We start from the raw sequence: 18563 nt of genomic DNA on the forward strand, positions 1-18563 counted from the left end.
TTATAAAATGAAAAACACAAAAGAAATTTATCCATTTACAGCAATTGTTGGTCAAGATAGCATGAAAAAGGCATTAATACTTAATGTTATAAACCCATCTCTTGGAGGTGTTTTAATAAGAGGAGAAAAAGGGACTGCTAAATCAACAGCAGTTCGTGCCTTAGCACAGCTTTTACCAGAAAAGTCACAGGTTGAAGGATGTATTTTTGGATGTGATCCTAAAAATAAAAGTAATATTTGCATAGAATGTAGTGAAAAAATAGAAAAGAATGAAATTTTAAAAGAAAAAAAAGAAAAGATGAGAGTGGTAGATTTACCAGTTAGTGCTACAGAAGATAGAGTTGTAGGAACTTTAGATATTGAATATGCAATTAAAAATGGAGAAAAGAAATTTGAACCAGGAATTTTGGCTAATGCTAATAGAAATATTCTTTATGTAGATGAAGTAAACCTTCTTGATGATCATGTAGTAGATGTTTTACTTGATTCAGCAGCTATGGGGGTAAACACAATAGAAAGAGAAGGTGTGTCTTTTTCACATCCAGCTAAATTTATTCTTGTAGGTACTATGAATCCAGAAGAAGGAGATTTAAGACCGCAACTTCTAGATAGATTTGGTATGGTAGTTGATGTAATAGGTGAGAGGGATAGCGAAAAAAGAGTTCAAGTAATTAAAAGAAGATTAGAATATGAAAACAATAAGGAAAGTTTTACATTAAGTTATGAGGAAGAGCAAAAAAAATTAAGAGATAAAATTGTAAAAGCAAAGGATATATTAAAAGAAGTTACTTTTGATGAAAAAATATTACAAATGGCAGCAACTATAAGTATAGAAATGGATGTAGATGGTCATAGGGCAGATATAAGTATGATAAAAACAGCAATGACTATAGCTTCATTAAATGGAAGAAAGAATGTAACTAGTGAAGATATGATTGAATCAGCAAAATTAACCCTTCCACATAGAATGAGAAGAAAACCATTTGAAGAAGGAGTTATGAATTTTTCTAAGATTGAAGAAATAATTAACGAAATAGCAATGGCTTAAGAAAGGAGTGCTTTTAGGTGATAGAAAATAGTATATATCCTTTTGCTGCAGTTATTGGACAAGATGAAGTTAAAAAGGCTCTTATTTTAAATATAATAAATCCATCTATAGGTGGGGTTTTAATAAGTGGAGAAAAAGGTACAGCAAAGTCAACGGTTGTAAGAGGACTAGCTCAACTTATGCAAGATATGAAAGTTGTTGACTTACCATTAAATATAACAGAGGATAGGTTAGTTGGAACAATTGACATAGAAGAAGCTATAACTAAAGGTGAAAGAAATTTTCAGCCAGGAATATTAAAAAAAGCACATAAAAATATTTTATATATAGATGAAGTCAACCTTTTAAGCGAACATATTATTAATTGTCTTTTGGAGGTATCTTCATTAGGTATAAATACTGTTGAAAGAGAAGGAATATCTTATAGACACAAGTCGGAATTTGTTTTAGTTGGAACTATGAATCCTGAGGAAGGAAACTTAAGATCTCAATTTTTAGATAGGTTTGGATTATATTTAGATGTTAAGGGTAGCAACAATGTAGTAGAAAGAAAAGAAATAATTAGAAGAAGATTAAAATATGAAGAAAATCCAATTGAATATATAAATGAATGGAAAGATGAATCTAATAAAATTCTAAATAAAATTTTAAAAGGAAAAGAATATTTAGAAAAAGTTGAGGTTTCAGAAAATGTAATGAAGCTTGCGGTAGAATTTTCTAAAAAAGCAAATTGTTCTGGACATAGAGCAGAACTTGTAATTATAGAAACTGCCAAGGCCATTGCAGCTTTTGAAAATAGGAAAAATATAACTGATAATGATATTAAAGAGGCAGCTAAATTAGCTCTTCCACATAGGGTGAGAGAGGTTCCATCTAAAGATGAGCCACAGGAAAATTATGATGAAGACCAAGAAAGTGATGATGATAATTTAGAAAAAAATCAAGTTGAGAATAATCAAGGTGATAATAAAGAGCAAACAGAAACTGAGAATGATACTGAATCACAGGATTCTAACCAAAAGGAAGAAGATAATAGTGATAAAGATACAAGTAATGGTAAAGAAGGTTCAGAAAATGAAGAAAAAAAAGATAAGGAAAATAGCAGTGAAAATGATGTTGTAGACGATATTGGAAGAATATTTACAGCAAAATCTTTAAATATTCATACTATGGATAGAAAAAAACGTAGAGGTAGTGGAAAAAGAAGTAGAACAAAAACAGACTTAGCTCAGGGAAGATACATAAGATATACACTTCCAAAGGAAAAGCCAAAAGATATAGCTTTTGATGCTACTCTTAGAGCAGCTGCACCATATCAGAAAGTAAGAGAAAAACATGGACTTGCTGTTGCAATAGATAAAAATGATTTTAGAGAAAAGGTAAGAGAAAAACGAACAGGAAGCACTATAATGTTTATTGTTGATGCTAGTGGTTCTATGGGAGCAAAAAAGAGAATGACTGCAGTTAAAGGTGCTATAGTATCTCTTCTTACAGATGCATATCAAAAGAGGGACAAAGTAGGTATGATAGCTTTTAGAAAAAAAGAGGCTGAGGTTTTACTAGGAATTACTAGAAGTGTAGAACTTGCAGAAAAAAGTCTTAAAGCATTACCTACAGGAGGAAAAACTCCATTAGCATCAGGTCTTTCTAAAGGGTATGAAATTTTAAAAGCACATAAAAAGAAAGATCCTGATATGGTTCCAGTTATGGTTCTTGTATCTGATGGAAGGGCAAATTCTTCAAAAAGCGAAGGAGATCCTTTTAAAGAAGCTATAAATATGGCAAATATAATTTCTAAGGAAGGAATACAAACTATAGTTATAGACACAGAGCAAGATTTTATAAAGTTAGGACTTGCTAAAGAAATTGCACAGGCTATGGATGCAGAATATTATAAGTTAGAAGATTTAGAAGCAGGAGAAATAGCAGGTGCTATAAGGGAATGTGTTTAAAATGAAAAATTAAAGGTAGAAAAGGGGAGAATTAAGGGATGAAAAAGGTACAAATATTAGCACTGATAATGGTGTTATCTATTGGGTTAACTGGATGTGGTGTCAATAAAAATGATAATAAGATGGAAAATAACACTAAATCAACTATGTCAGAAGATATAAAGGATAAGGATATAGGGTCAAAAGGTAATGTTACTATGTCTGAAGGTAAAGGATACCCTATTGTTATAAAGGATATGATGGGAAATGAAGTTACATTACAAGAAAAGCCTAAAAAAATAGCAGCAGCATCATCAACCTTCTTAGGAAGTTTATATGCAGTAGGAGGAGAATCTATTTGTACTCCTAACTTATCTAAAGGAAGTCCTGCACCAAAGGAAGCTGAAAATCTTCCAACCATAGGTAAGGTTTATAATCCAGATGTTGAAAAGCTAATTTCACTTAAGCCAGATTTAGTAATTGCTCAGTTTGGAATACAAAATAAGCTAGTACCTACACTAAAAGAAAGTAATATACCAGTTTTGGTTTTACAAATGAAAACTTATGATGAGGTATTAGAGAATTTAAAAATAATGGGAAGAATAGTTGGAAATGAAGATAAGGCAGAAGCAATTATAGATAATATGAATAAAGAAAAGAATAGCATAGTAAAAAAACTTCCCAAAGAGTCTAAAAAAATAGTTATATTATATGCTACATCTAATGATATATCAGTAAAACTTGAAAATAGTATAGCTGGAAATGTTGCAGAAATATTAAAATTAAATAATATAGCGTCAGGAAAAAAACCAGAGAAAATGGGAGATGAAGCTATTCCATTTAGTATTGAAGAAATAGTTAAGGAAGATCCAGATGTTATTTTAGTAACGAGTATGGTGAAATCTGATGAAATGGCTAAAGAAGTAATAGAAAAGCAACTAGGAAGTGATCCTGTATGGAAAAATTTAAAAGCAGTTAAAGACAATAAAATAGTATATTTACCTCAAAAATATTTTTTATATAATGCAGGAGAAAATTTTGTAGATGGAATAGAATTTATGGCTAAAGGAGTATACCCAGAAATATATGGTGAGTTAAATGAAAAATAGTTTAAAAACTATTAAAGAAAATAACACTAGTTTTTACAAAGTATTTATGATAATGATTTTTTTAGGATTAAGTATAGTTGCATTTTTAGTAGGAAACATATATGGCTCTATGGATATATCTATAAAAAGTATAATAGATATACTAAAATGTCATAATAATTTAGACCCACAGTGGCTTGTAATATGGAATGTTAGAATTCCAAGAACTATTGTAGGAATATTAGTAGGGATTAATTTATCTATTTCTGGTGCTATTTTACAAGGGGTAATGAGAAATCCACTTGCAGATCCAGGGATAATAGGTATATCTTCTGGAGCTGGGCTTACCGGTATAATTATATTAATACTTTTTCCACAATATCAGTATTTAGTTCCACCAGTAGCATTTTTAGGAGCAATGATAGCAGCTATTATGGTGTATATACTGGCATGGAAAAATGGTATACAGCCAATGAGGGTAGTATTAGCTGGAGTAGCAGTATCAGCAGTATTAGGAGCAGGTATATCTGCACTTATGGTGTTTTTTAGTGAAAGAGTTCATGGAGCTATAATGTTTATGAATGGTGGATTGTCTGCAAAAAGTTGGCCTCAAGTGTATATGATTTTACCTTATACAATAGTAGGTATAATACTTGCATTTCTAATGGCAGAAAGATTGAACATACTAGTTTTAGGTGATGATGCAGCACGAGGATTGGGAATTAATGTGGAATTTGTAAGATTTGAACTTGTTGTTATAGCAGCAATGCTTGCAGCTAGTGCTGTGTCTGTTGTAGGACTTTTATCTTTTGTAGGGCTTGTAATTCCTCATACAGTAAGACTTATATTAGGAAGCAACTATAAGTATTTAATTCCTGGATCAGCATTTTTAGGAGCGGCTATAGTTGTGTTTTGTGATACTTTAGGAAGAACTATTTTTGCACCAATAGAAATACCAGTGGGAATAATAATGGCTCTTTTAGGAGCACCGTTTTTCTTATATTTATTAAGAAGACAAAGATAAAAATTAAAAAATGTTAATAAGGGTGATATTGTGAATGTTTTAAGAGTAGAAAATTTGAAAGTTAGTTATGGAGGAAAAAAAGTATTAAAAGGGATAAATTTTAATATAGAAAGTGGAAAAATAGTATCTATAATAGGCCCTAATGGATGTGGGAAAACTACTCTTCTCAAGACTATAAGTAAAAATTTAAAACCAAATGAAGGTAAGATTTTATTAAATGGAAAAGATGTGTATAAATTTAAAAATAAAAATTTAGCAAGAATTATGGCAACACTTTTACAAAGCAATGTGTGTCCAGATGATGTTTCTATAAAGGAATTGGTATCTTATGGTAGGTATGCACATAAAAAAATTTTTTCAGGATTTACAAAAGAAGATGAAGAAATAATAAATTGGGCAATAAGTAGGACAGGACTTAATGAAATGAAAAATAGAAAAGTGATTACTTTATCAGGTGGTGAAAGGCAAAGGGCATGGATTGCAATGGCTATAGCTCAAAAACCATCAATTCTTATTTTAGATGAACCTACTACCTACTTAGATATAAGTTATCAGCTTGAACTTTTAGATCTTATTAAAAGTTTAAATGAAAAAGAAAAAATAACCATAGTAATGGTACTTCATGACATAAATCAAGCGTGTAAATATTCACATGAGCTTATTGTTATTAAAAATGGATATTTATACGAAAAAGGAAGTCCGTCTAAGATTATAAATGATAATATGCTTAAAGAAGTATTTAGGTTAAAAGCCTATATAAATGAAGATAAGGACACAAAAAAACCAATTATATATCCTAAAGAAGTTTTAGTGAATTAAATATATAAGTAATTTAGTAAAGGGGGAGTAGCGTTTTGAAGGTTACTATTGTTTCTGTTTCTACAAGTGTATTTAAAGAACTTATAAGTGTTTCTAAGTATGTTAATAAAAACTATAATAATATATTAAATTTAAAATTATATTATGTGTCTAAGCCTATGAAAAAAGAAAATTTACAAACTATGGTGGTAGATATAGAAGACTCTGATATAACAATAATAGATTTGATGGGAAGTTATGAAAAGAATGTTGTGACTGTATATGATTCATTAAAAAGGGCAAAAGGAGAAATAATTGTTATAGGTAGACAGGGGAGAGAATATTTGAAACTTGGAAGTTTAACTTCAAAAAATATTCAGATGAATCAATGCAAAGAAAGCAGTAAAAATATAGACGGAAAATCCATAGAAAAAATGATGGATATGACAAAAACTATAGGGAAAATTATGCCCTTTGGAAAGTTAAATCATATGAAAAACTATATAAATATAAAAACATATTGGAATAATGCTACTTTTGAAGATATGAAAAATTTAATACTTTTGTTATTAAGAGATTATGGAAAACATAAGGGATTGCCAAAACCAGTAGAGCCCTTAAAAAGAGAAAATATAAGTATATGTAATATAGAAACTATGGAATTTTTCCAGAATTATAATGAATATGTAAAGAAATATGGTTTTAAAAAAGAATTTCCTACAGTTGCTTTGATTTTTTATGGTCATAGTTATCCTTGTAAAACATCTCATTGTATTGAAGAAGTTGCAAGAAGAATAAGAGAATTTACTAATGTTGTACCTATAGCATTTTCTAGTATTCTGAACTTAGATATGAATAAACTAAAAAATATTCTAGAAGATGCTTGTGGTAAAAAGGTAGATTTAATATTAAATTTTATGAACTTTAGATTAGGTGCAGGACCAATGGGAGGAGATGCTAAAAAAGCTTTAGATGTTTTAAACAGTATAGAAGCCCCGTTATTACATCCTTTTTTTATGACTAAAAGAACAGTATCTGAATGGATAGAAAGCAATCAAGGAATAAGTTCAACTGAATTTTTAATATCAGTAATGCTTCCTGAATTAGATGGAGCTATTGAGACTTATCCTATTGGTGCAATGAAATGCAATGGGAAAAATGAGGAATTTAACATAGAGTTAAATGAACTAACAATAATAGAAGATAGATTAGAAAAACTTATAAGCAGAATAAAAGGCTGGCTTAAACTTAGAGAAAAACCTAATAAGAATAAGAAAGTTGCTTTAATATGTTACAATTATCCTCCCGGCGAAGACAATTTATTTGGAGGAGCTTTTTTAGATACTTTTAAATCCGTAGAAAACATATTAAATATATTAAAAAGTGAAGGTTATGATACAGAAAGCTTAAAAAGTGAAAATTTAATAGAGAGGTTTTCAGGTAAAATAGTTAACTCCGGGAAATGGATATCAGAAGAAAATATTAATAAAATAATAAAGTATAATTCTAAGAAATATAAAAAAGATATTAAAAAAATAAAGCTTTATGAAGATATGATTAAAACTTGGGGTGAAACGCCTGGAAATGTTATGACTGTAGAAGAGGATTTTCTAATACCAGGGATAATAAATAAAAATGTTTTTATAGGACTTCAACCATCTAGAGGAATTCATGAAAATATATATAAAGTTTATCATGACAAATCATATATTCCACATCATCAATATATAGCATTTTATAAATGGATTAAAGAAGAATTTAAGGCAGATGTAATTGTACACGTTGGAACTCATGGAACTATAGAATTTTTAAAGGGAAAAGAATGTGGCATGTCAAAAGATTGTTTTTCAGATATGATGATTTATGATATACCTCATTTGTATTTATATTACATAGGGAATCCAGCAGAAGCTATGATAGCTAAAAGAAGAAGTAATGCTGTTATGATAAGTTATAGCCCACCGGCTTTTATAGAGGGAAATCTTTATGAAAAATATTTGTCTATTCAAAAGGATATTGAAGAATATCATCAGTGTAAGCAATTAGATCCCAAAAGATGTAGTGAAGTGCTAAAAAGTATTAAAGAAAAAGCAAAAGTTGCTAATATGAAATTTGAGACTCTAGAGGAATTAGAAAAAGAAATTTATAGAATGAATCGTTCCTTAATACCTAAAGGATTCCATATATTTGGAGAAGGATATAACCAAGAAGAATTAGCTAATTATATTAAGTTTATTCTTAGATATGATAGAGAAAACATAAAATCTTTAAGAAGAATCTTCTGTGAAAATAAAGGTTTAGATTATGATAATTTATTAGAAAAAAATTCTACGGAAGTTTTAACTGAATTAGATGAAGAAGTGCAATGGCTTTTAGATACTTATAAAAAATGTGGAAATTTAAATTTTTTAAATAAATGTAATAAAAAATTAAAAAAATCTACTATAGAAGATATAACTAAATCTATAGAATATGGAGCTGGGATTAGCTTGAATATTAAGAATAATTTTGAAATACATGGACTACTTAGAGGATTAAAAGGAAAATATTTAAATGCGAATTTAGCTGGAGATATAATTAGAAATCCTGAAATATTGCCATCAGGACATAATTTATATCAATTTGATTCAACACTGGTACCTACAGAAACAGCTTATAAAAGGGGGACTATTATAGCAAAAAAAACTATAGAATTATACTATAAAGAAAATAAAAAATACCCATTAAGTACAGCAGTAATACTTTGGGGTCTTGAAACTTCTAGGACAGGTGGAGAAACTATAGGTCAAATACTATATTACCTAGGAGTTAAACCTGTGAAAACAGGTAGTTCTTTTGAACATTCTTATGAAATAATACCAATTGAAGATTTAAAAAGACCAAGAATTGATGTAACTATAAATATGTGTGGATTTTTTAGAGATATGTTTCCTAATTTAATGAAGGATTTAAATGATATATTTGAGAGAATATCTAGTTTAGATGAAAACATTGAAGAAAATTATTTTAAAAAGAACTCAAAGATTATATATGAAAATTTAAGAAAAAATGGATTAGATGAAGAAAATGCAAAAGAACTTTCTATATCTAGAATATTTGGACCTAAAGAGGCACAGTATGGTACAGGTGTAACTGAATTATTAGAAACAAAGGCTTGGGAAGATGAAGATGATATAGGAGAAAATTTTATAGATAGTTTAAGATATGTTTATAGTAAAAATTTTAGAGGAAAAGAAATAAAAAATTTATATAAAAATAACTTAAAATCTGTAGATGTAGTGTCTCAGGTTAGAAGTAACCATGAATATGAAATAACAGATTTAAATCATTATTATGAATTTTTTGGAGGACTTTCTAAAGCTATTAATATAGTTAAAAAATCAATGCCAGTTATGTATATAAGCGATACAACAGGGGTAAATGTAGAAACTGAAACTGTGGATAAATCTATAAATAGAGGAATAAGAACTAGAGTTTTAAATCCTAAGTGGATTGATGGTATGCTAGAGCATAAATATCATGGTGCTCAAAAGATAGCTGATAGGTTTGAAAATATACTAGGGTTGGCAGCAACTACTAACAGTGTAGAGCAGTGGATATATAATGATTTATACGACAGATATATTGAAGATGAAAATTTAAGAAAAAGATTAGAAAACAACAACCCATATGCATATATGACTATAGTTGAATGGATGATGGAATATGAAAAAAGAGGATATTGGAAAGTAAGTGAAGGTCAAATGGAAAAACTAAGAGATGTATATCTAGAGTTAGAAAGTAATATAGAAAATACGCAAGAATAATTATTTAAAGAAAATATAAAAAATACTTTAGGAGGGGGCTAATGTGAACAAAAGAACTATTGTAGTAATAGGTGGAGATTTTATAAAAAACCAATTAAAAAGAGCATCTGAAAATATAGAATTTATGGATATAATATTTTGGGATAAAACTAAAATAACTAAGGATGAAATAGATGAAACCATTAATTTTATTAAAAATAATGCAAGTGCTGTAATGTTAAGTAATATAACTACAGATGAAAAAATAAATCAATACTTCACTAAATTAAAAAAAGAAATAAAAGAAGTTCCTTTAATACCTATTGGCACAGAAATTATAGAAGAAAATTTTTTTAACATAGGTTTAGATAATGCAATTAAAATTGTTACTTATTTTACTTATGGAGGGATAAAAAATTTTATTAATGTACTTTATTATATATCATATAATTTTTTAAATCTCTCTTTAAGTGAAAAGCAATGTTGCAAGAAATTTATTGCAGAGCCAGAGCAAGTACCTTTTGATTCTATCTTTCATAAGGATACAGAAAAAACATTTAAATCATTTAAAGATTATGCAAAATGGTATGTAAAAAAAGGAAATATAGCTGATTACAAGTGGATAGGAATCTTAACTCATAGACATAATTGGAATAATAATAATACTAAAGTAGAAAATGCATTAATAAAATCTTTTGAGGCATTAGGGGTTAAAGTTATAACGGTATTTAGTTATGCTTCTACAGAAAATAAAAGTGAAATAAAAAATTTTAGTAGTATTATTAAAAATTATTTTTCTATTGATGGTAATTTAATAATAGATGGGCTAGTAAATCTTCAAATGGTTGCTGCTTTAGGAAATGGCGAAAATAAAAATATATTTAATAATGCTGTTGAAAATTTTAAAAATATGAATATCCCTATTTTTAGGCCTATTATAAGTAATTTTCAAGATGAAGAAACTTGGAGAGAAAATTTAAGTGGTGTTTCAATGGAGATTCCTTGGGCTTTTACTAGTCCTGAAATGATGGGAATGACAGAGCCGATTATTATAGGATGTCGAAATAAAAAAGGAATAAATACACCTATTGAGGAAAGAATAGATAGATTTACAAGTAGAGTTTTAAAATGGATTGAATTAAGACATATTGAAAATAAACAAAAAAAAGTTGCACTATTTATTCATAATGCTCCATGCTCTGGTGTTGAAGCAACTATTGGGTTAGGTGCAGGTTTAGATGTTTTTGAAACTGTTGTAAATATATTAAAAGAGCTTAAGAAAAACGGATATGATATTGAAGATATACCTGAAAGTGGAGGAATGCTTCATAAAATAATAATGGAGAGAAAGGCCTATCAAGATTTTAGGTGGACTTCTGTAGAAGATATCATAGAAGCTGGTGGGGCAATATATGAAATGCCTTTGAAAAATAGCTGTGGATATTTTGAATTTTACAAAGAGTTAGATAGAAATGTTATAAAAGAAATTGAAGATACATGGGGAAAACCTCCAGGTGAAGGTATGGTTTTTAAAGAAAAGCTAATTATAACTGGAATTAAATTTAAAAATGTAACGGTTATGGTACAACCTAAAAGAGGATGTTATGGTGCTAAATGCACAGGAGAAGTCTGTAAAATACTTCATGATCCTAAATGTCCACCACCACATCAATATATAGCAACTTATAAGTATGTTGAAAAAATAATGAAAGCAAATGCCATAATTCATGTAGGGACTGGTGGAAGTCTTGAATATTTACCTGGGAAAACTAATGGATTATCTAATAGATGCTATCCAGATGTTGTTCTTGGTACAAGTCCTAATATATATGTATATAATGCAGGGGCAGGAACACAAGGTATTATAGCAAAAAGAAGAAATAATGCAGTTATAATTGATTATCTTCCTTCTTGTATTGGTGGAGATATTGAAAATTCTAAAATAATAAACTTAATAGGAGAGTACATAGAAGCAGAAACTATTAACAATAATCAAAAGGAATTATTAAAAGAAAAATTACTAGTAGAAATAGCTAAAATAGATGGTGCAAAGGAAATTTTAACTTCCGAACGTATGTTTATTGATGGATTAAATAAATTAAAAGATTATTTAATGCAGTCAATAAGTAATAGCAAAGTAGAAAAACTTCATGTTTTAGGGAAAGTACCAAATTTAAAAGAAAGTGTATCTTTTATTAATGAATATATTGGTAATAATAGTAAAAATGCTAAAGCAATCAAGGATTTATGTGAAAATGAATACATTTATAATGTAACAATGATGGAATTGATACTTAAATGTATTGTTGATAGTAATGGGTTAGACTCAAAGTATAATCATATTGAAAAAAATATATTAAATAATCTAAGGCATGAAATTATTGAGGTTTATGATAAATTACAATCAATAGAACATGAGATTGGAAATTTAGTTTTAGCTTTAGATGGAAAGTTTGTAGAGCCTGGTCTTTCTGGAATGCCTTGGGAAGATTTTAAAAATATACTTCCAACAGGAAGAAATTTTTATTTGATGGATTGCGAGAAAATTCCTACAAAGGAATCCTATAAAATAGGATGTCAACTAGCAGACAAGCTTATAGAAAAATATATACAAGATGAAGGCAAACTTCCTGAAAAAGTAGCTATGAATATGATATCTACAGATATATCTATGACAAAGGGAGAACAATTATCACAAATTTTATATTTAATGGGGATAACTCCAGTATGGAATGAAAATGGAAAAGTAGTTGATTTAAAGCCTATATCATTAGAAAAACTTAAACGCCCAAGAATTGATGTAACAGTAAGAATTTCCGGAGTGCTTAGAGATTCGTATCCTGATGCAGTAAATCTCATAGATAAAGCTGTAATTATTGCATCATCACTTAATGAAAGTTTTAAGAGCAATTTTGTTAAAAAAAATACCTTTCAGATTGCAAATGCACTTAAAGCATTAAATGAAGATTGTGATATAAAAAGACGTTCAACTATAAGAGTATTTGGAGATAAACCTGGAACTTATGGTGCTGGAGTTGATCTTGCATTAAGGGCTAGTGCATGGAAAAATGAAAAAGATATAGGAAATGTATTTGTATATTTTTCTTCTCATGCTTATGGTGAAAAATTGAATGGGTGCATGGCACAAAATGAATTTGTTGAGAATATTAAAGGAGCAGATATTTCTTATGATACTACTATTTCAAAGCGATATGATCTTTTATCTTGTGGATTTACAGCTTCTGTACAAGGAGGGTTTAATGTAGTTAAAAAACTTCTTAATAAAAAAGAAATGAGGCAGTATTATGGAACATCAGAAAATAAGGATAATGTTAGAATATCTGCGTTAAGTGAAGAGATTAAAAAAACTATGAATGAAACGTTCTTTAATCCTTTATGGAAGGAAAATATAAAGAAAAATGGGTATATAGGTGCAACAGAATTTATGAGAAGAATTCAAAGTGTATTTGATTGGCAGTGTCTTTCTCAAAATATTGGTGATAAAGATATTAATCAATTAGTAAATTTATACATAAACGATGAAAAGATGATTAAGTGGTTTAATGAAAATAATAAATTTGCACTAGAAGAAATAGAAAGACGATTTTTAGAACTTTATGAGAGAAAAAAATGGAATGCAGATAAAGAAACTTTAGACAAACTAAGAAAAAGCTATATTAAAATAGAAGGTGATATGGAAGAACTATCAGAAAACTCTAAAGGGGAAATTCAAGGTGGCGAGATTGAAGTTTTAAATAGTGATGACATTGAAAGTTGGAGTGATAATTTAAAAAATATTAATAAGATTTTCATATAATTAAAAACAATAGATAAAATGGAGGAATTTTTATGATGATATTTAAATTAGCAACAGGTGATGAAGTACACAAATATGAAAAAAGTATAGTTGTTGTTTTAAAGGATGAAAGAAAAGTATTAAGCACAGGACCTTTAAATGGTGGATATAAAGAAAATTTAAAATATGTGTTTAATAATGATGGAAATCCAGGCTCAGGAATAGCTTGTAAAATGAAGGCTCCAACATATGAGGAGCATATGGAAGTTATTGCGCAGGAACTTGGTTTAGATCCACAATATACAACAGGAATTTCTACAGCAGCATCAATGGAAAATGCATCCATAAAAACTGAGAGTTTTGAAGATTTAGTTGTTACTGCTATAGTAACTGGCGGTATTGAAGTAAATGGTGGAAGAGTTGGAGATCCTGCTTATTATCACGAAAAAAATAATAAATCAGAAATGATAAAGCTTGGAACTATAAATATAATTTTAGTTATAAATAAAGAATTAACTGAAGGAGCACTTACAAGAGCTATGGTAACTTGTACAGAGGCTAAAACTGCAGCAATACAAGAATTAATGGCAGGTAGCAATTATTCAAGAGGACTTGCAACTGGTTCGGGAACTGATGGGACAATTATTATTTGTAATTCTAATTTAGAAAATAAACTTACTAATGCGGGAAAACATTTTAAACTTGGTGAGTTAATAGGCAAGTCAGTTAAAAATGCAGTAAAAGAAGCTTTATATAAACAAACTGGATTAAGTGGTGAGAGTCAACATAGTTTTTTACAACGTATGAAAAGATTCAATATAAATGAAGAGATCATTTGGGAAAAGTATGAGAAAATTTCTTTACATAAAAAAATAGAAAATCCACTTTTAAAACATGGGTTCATTCATAACATTCATACAATAGAAAGAGAAGATGATTTGGTAACATTAACTTCTGTATATGCACATCTTATAGATCAGTTAGATTGGGAACTCTTATCAGAAAATGAGGTTGTAAAAGAATGTAAATTTATACTAGAAAGAATATGTGGACTTTATAATATGGATAATCCCTTAATTGGTCACGGTGATATAAAAATAAATGATAATGACTGTAAAGAGGAAATAATATTAAACCTTATAAATAAATTTGTACTTATAATAGCTATTATTTGTGGAGAAAATAAAGGTAATTAAAGTATATTTATATAGATATGATAAGGATTAAAAAATAAATAAAAATGGCTTTTACAATATATAAGCCATTTTTACGTAAATATTAATACACATTTCCATAAATGTAGTTTAAAATTATTAGTGTAAAAAAATTTATAAAGTAACAAATATTAAATAAGATTAATTTTGGGGGTAAAAATGATAAAATCAATGAGTATGTCCACTTATCAATATGATTTAGCAAGGTATGATGGGGACTTTAAAAAAATAGAAAAATTTTTAAAAAATAATGAGTTAGAAGGAATTGAACTTTTGGGTGTTAATAAGTGGGATGATAACGTTATACCTAAAAGATTAATAAATGGAGTACACTTATCTTATTATCCTATATGGATTGATTTTTGGAAAGAGGATATGGATAGCTTAAAAGAGCAATTTAAAGATGAAGATACAATTAAAATGTACTATGGCGGACTAAATAAAGATATATTAGTTGAAAAATATAAAAAAGAAATAGAGATAGCAGACGAAATAGGAGCTAAATATGTTGTGTTTCATGTATCACATGTAGAGTTAAAATCAAGCTATAATTATAGATTTAAGTATAATGATAAAGAGGTTTTAGATGCTACTTCTGAACTTGTAAATGAAATTTTTAAAGGTTTAAATACTAATATAGAAATTTTATTTGAAAATTTATGGTGGCCAGGCCTTACACTTTTAGACGATGAATTAACTTATAATTTTATTAAAAGTATAAAATATAATAAAAAAGGAATATTGTTAGATACTGGTCATTTATTAAATACTAATAGAGATATAGAGAATATGGATCAGTCTATTATTTACATAAATGAAGTTTTAAATAATCTTAAAAAATCAAGAGAGTTTATAAAAGGAATGCACCTTAATTATTCAGAAAGTGGTAGTTATGTAAAGGGAAAAATTAAAAAGATTTCTAATAATGATGTGGATTTTACCATAGATGGAATGTTTAAAGAAATACACAATCATATAATAAAAATAGATGAACATAAACCTTTTAATTGTAAAGATATAAAAGATGTAATAGATAAGTTGAATTTAAAATATCTAACATATGAGTTTATAAGTAGATCTTTAGACGAATTAGATAATTATATAAAAATTCAAAATAAAGCTTTAGAATAATATAAGGAAACAAGCTCCAATTTGAATTTATTCAATAACTTTAAAATATTTTTATGCAAAATGTAGTGTTAAATTCTAATTGAGTCGGAGCATGTCTCACTATTTTGGGCGTTTAAGTTGGGGATTTAAAATTATTTAAGGAATTTAAAAAAAACTATAAAAATCATAACCATAACTTTAAACAGTTATTTGTTTTGAAAAACTATATATATAAATTAATAAGTTAAATTTATAAAACTATATACCTAGGATTATCACTAGTTATATAGTTTATTTATTATATAAAATTAAATTATGTAATAAAAAGGAAAAAATGATTTATAATTGAATTATTTATTAATAAGAAAGAATCAAAGAAAAATTTTCTAATATATGATATGGAATTTCCTGGGTAATAATAAACGTAATTTTAAATTTAAATTTAAAAATTATAAAAATTACGGTAAATGTGAGGTGTATTATGATAAAAAAAATTAGTTTAATTCTTTGTAGTATTAGTATAGTATTTTTTTATAATTCAAAAGTTTTTGCTTCTGATGAAATATATAATTTAATGCATAATAATCAGCAAGGAATTATTATTGGACAAGTAACTAAAATGGAAGATGATACTATAACTGTTAAGGTAAAGAATCAAATAAGTAGTTCTAAAGATATGAGTTCAGCAAAAGTACAACAAATACCATTAAGAGGAGAAGTGAAAATCGAGAATGTAAAAGTTTATAATTTATTTTGCGAAAATAAATTAGAAGAGGGTAAAATAAGAAATGGAGATTATGTTTTAGCATCTGTTAATAAAAAACAAAATGAAAACTTTGAAATTATAAATGGTTTATATCATGTTGATTCAGATAATTATAAAAATTTAAATGTACTTTCAATAAAAGGAAATTATAGTTTGAAACAGGATGCTGTTGCTTTAAAGATCTTCGTAAATAGCAATGGAAATCAAACAGAATTCAAAACAGATAAAAATAAATTATATTGTAATGGAAGATTAGTATATGATTCTTCACGAGATGTAACATTTATAAATGCGAATAGTAGTGAAAATGGCATAGAGAAGGAAAACATAGAGTTGCTTATAAAAGAGACTCCTAATGTGTATGTTTCATTGTTTATAGGGGTTGGAGTTATTTTCATGATAATAATATATTTAGTTAAGAAGAAAAAAATATAAATACATGATAAAAAGATTCTATTGAATAAAGGCAATAGAATCTTTTGTTTTTAGATATTATTTTATTTTTATATGATGAGCTATGTATGTACTTAACTCTTTATTATTGGCAGTACTATCTGTATTGAAAGAATATGTCATTATAGCCATTTTATCATCTTGTGGTATATGAATTTGAATTTGTTTAGTACTAAGTGCTTCATTTAATTGGTCTAAAGTGCCATTAGTTTTAAGTTCTTCTAATAAGCTTTTATCTACAATGTCGCTAGATTCTAAAGCTTCAAATGATTCTGATGAAATATTACAATCTAATTCTAATAAAGCACCTTTTCCAGTTGGAAGATCTATAACTTCTGAATTAGTTACAGTAAAACCAGATTTTGGTTGAGATTCAAATCCTTCTTTTATAGTTTTGATGTATTCATCCATATCAGTATTATCAAGAGAAGCTTTAGGAACATCTAAGATGTCAATGTTACAGTTAGGAGTAAACGCATCAGATGCCTCATCAACATTAAAAAACATAACAAGAGGAGCAACTATAGTTTCATCTACTTTCCAATTAGCTGGTATTGATGCAGTAAATTTACTTCCATTATATTCTTGTACATCAAAGTTAGCTTCCATAGGTGCTACAGTTTTAATAGCATCCTCATTTTTTGTAGTTTCTCCATTAGAAGAACAACCAGTAAAAGTAAGTAATGCAATTGCAACACTAGCTAAAATTAAACTTTTCAATTTTTTCATTAAATAAATCCCCCTTAAGAATAATGTTGTAAAATGTAACAACATGTAAATATTAACATATGAAATATAAAAAAGTAAAGATTTATTTTTGAAATTTTTAATATTACATTAAAAATATTGAAAAATATAAAATTAAGAAACAATTATTGGTAAAAATAAAACAAATGAAACAATATAAAATTTTAATTGTAGCGCATTAGAGCTATAAAATAGTTGTTTTTAAAAGTAGCAAAAGCATAAACTTAATAGATTAAAAAAATTAAATTTAAATTAATTCTGAAAATATTTTATTAATAGTTTAAAATAGAGTTATTCACAAACAAATATAATAAAATGATTAAATATTTATATGATGTCAAAGCTCTATATAAGAACAATTATTTTAGGAGTGAAATTATTTTGGCTAGACAGGCAAGAGTGAAAACAGAAAATGCAATATATCATGTAAGGATAAGAGGATGTAAAGCAAAACCCTTGTTTGAAGATAATTATGATAAAGAAATGTTTATGGACAAATTATCAAAAAGTATGGAGAAATATAAGTTTAAAATATATGCTTACTGTTTAATGGATACGCATGTGCACCTCATAGTGGATTCTTATGGTGGGGATATATCAGTTATTATGAAAAGTATAAAAGAAAGATATACATTTTATTATAATAAGAAAAAAGGATCAAATGGAACATTATATAAAGAAAGGTTTGAAAGTACCATAATAGAAAGTGATGGATATTTAATAGCAGCATCATTATACATTCATAGAAATCCAAAAGATATTATAGGATATAGAAATGCTCCAGAAACCTATAAATTTTCAAG

At 27.6% G+C, this 18563-nt stretch carries 12 protein-coding genes; 11 read left to right on the top strand and 1 reads right to left on the bottom strand.

The genetic code is table 11. The features are described 5' to 3' along the window. Nucleotides 1–7: 7 nt before the first annotated feature. The 10 genes from KQI36_RS16275 to KQI36_RS16320 all read left to right on the top strand — a co-directional run bounded on the left by KQI36_RS16275 (nt 8) and on the right by KQI36_RS16320 (nt 16995). Nucleotides 8–1048 (top strand): magnesium chelatase ATPase subunit I, encoded by a 1041-nt coding sequence (locus KQI36_RS16275; protein ID WP_216451814.1) that lies wholly within the window; start codon nt 8–10, stop codon nt 1046–1048. Nucleotides 1049–1065: 17 nt separating this feature from the next. After that, nucleotides 1066–3000, top strand: coding sequence for a magnesium chelatase subunit D family protein (locus KQI36_RS17930; protein WP_342357405.1), 1935 nt, complete (start codon nt 1066–1068; stop codon nt 2998–3000). Nucleotides 3001–3038: 38 nt separating this feature from the next. After that, nucleotides 3039–4088, top strand: a complete 1050-nt coding sequence (locus tag KQI36_RS16285; RefSeq protein WP_216451815.1) for an ABC transporter substrate-binding protein — start codon at nt 3039–3041, stop codon at nt 4086–4088. After that, nucleotides 4078–5091, top strand: a complete 1014-nt coding sequence (locus tag KQI36_RS16290; protein ID WP_216451816.1) for a FecCD family ABC transporter permease — start codon at nt 4078–4080, stop codon at nt 5089–5091. Before KQI36_RS16285 ends, KQI36_RS16290 begins: the two co-directional genes overlap by 11 nt. Before the next feature lie 30 nt (nt 5092–5121). Beyond that, nucleotides 5122–5910: an ABC transporter ATP-binding protein gene (locus KQI36_RS16295; RefSeq protein WP_342357406.1), complete on the top strand. Its 789-nt coding sequence runs from the start codon at nt 5122–5124 to the stop codon at nt 5908–5910. A 35-nt stretch (nt 5911–5945) separates the two neighbouring features. Next, nucleotides 5946–9695, top strand: a complete 3750-nt coding sequence (gene bchH, locus KQI36_RS16300) for a magnesium chelatase subunit H (RefSeq protein WP_216451817.1) — start codon at nt 5946–5948, stop codon at nt 9693–9695. Between the two features lie 43 nt (nt 9696–9738). After that, on the top strand, nt 9739–13491 hold the full coding sequence (locus KQI36_RS16305) for a cobaltochelatase subunit CobN (RefSeq protein WP_216451818.1): 3753 nt from the start codon (nt 9739–9741) through the stop codon (nt 13489–13491). A 32-nt stretch (nt 13492–13523) separates the two neighbouring features. After that, on the top strand, nt 13524–14666 hold the full coding sequence (locus tag KQI36_RS16310) for an adenosylcobinamide amidohydrolase (RefSeq protein ID WP_216451819.1): 1143 nt from the start codon (nt 13524–13526) through the stop codon (nt 14664–14666). A gap of 177 nt (nt 14667–14843) precedes the next feature. Then, nucleotides 14844–15815, top strand: a complete 972-nt coding sequence (locus tag KQI36_RS16315; protein WP_216451820.1) for a TIM barrel protein — start codon at nt 14844–14846, stop codon at nt 15813–15815. Between the two features lie 460 nt (nt 15816–16275). Continuing rightward, complete coding sequence (locus KQI36_RS16320) at nt 16276–16995, top strand: hypothetical protein (protein ID WP_216451821.1); 720 nt, start codon at nt 16276–16278, stop codon at nt 16993–16995. Between the two features lie 57 nt (nt 16996–17052). Here the strand turns inward: KQI36_RS16320 and KQI36_RS16325 are convergent, their stop codons facing one another. Continuing rightward, on the bottom strand, nt 17053–17742 hold the full coding sequence (locus KQI36_RS16325) for a hypothetical protein (RefSeq protein ID WP_216451822.1): 690 nt from the start codon (nt 17740–17742) through the stop codon (nt 17053–17055). A gap of 399 nt (nt 17743–18141) precedes the next feature. On the opposite strand from KQI36_RS16325, the gene KQI36_RS16330 reads away from it, so the two are divergent. Beyond that, the coding region (locus KQI36_RS16330; protein ID WP_216451823.1) for a transposase at nt 18142–18563 on the top strand (422 nt) is incomplete at its 3' end.

It is taken from the genome of Clostridium senegalense (assembly GCF_018916625.1).
In the GTDB taxonomy this organism is placed as follows: domain Bacteria; phylum Bacillota; class Clostridia; order Clostridiales; family Clostridiaceae; genus Clostridium_J; species Clostridium_J senegalense.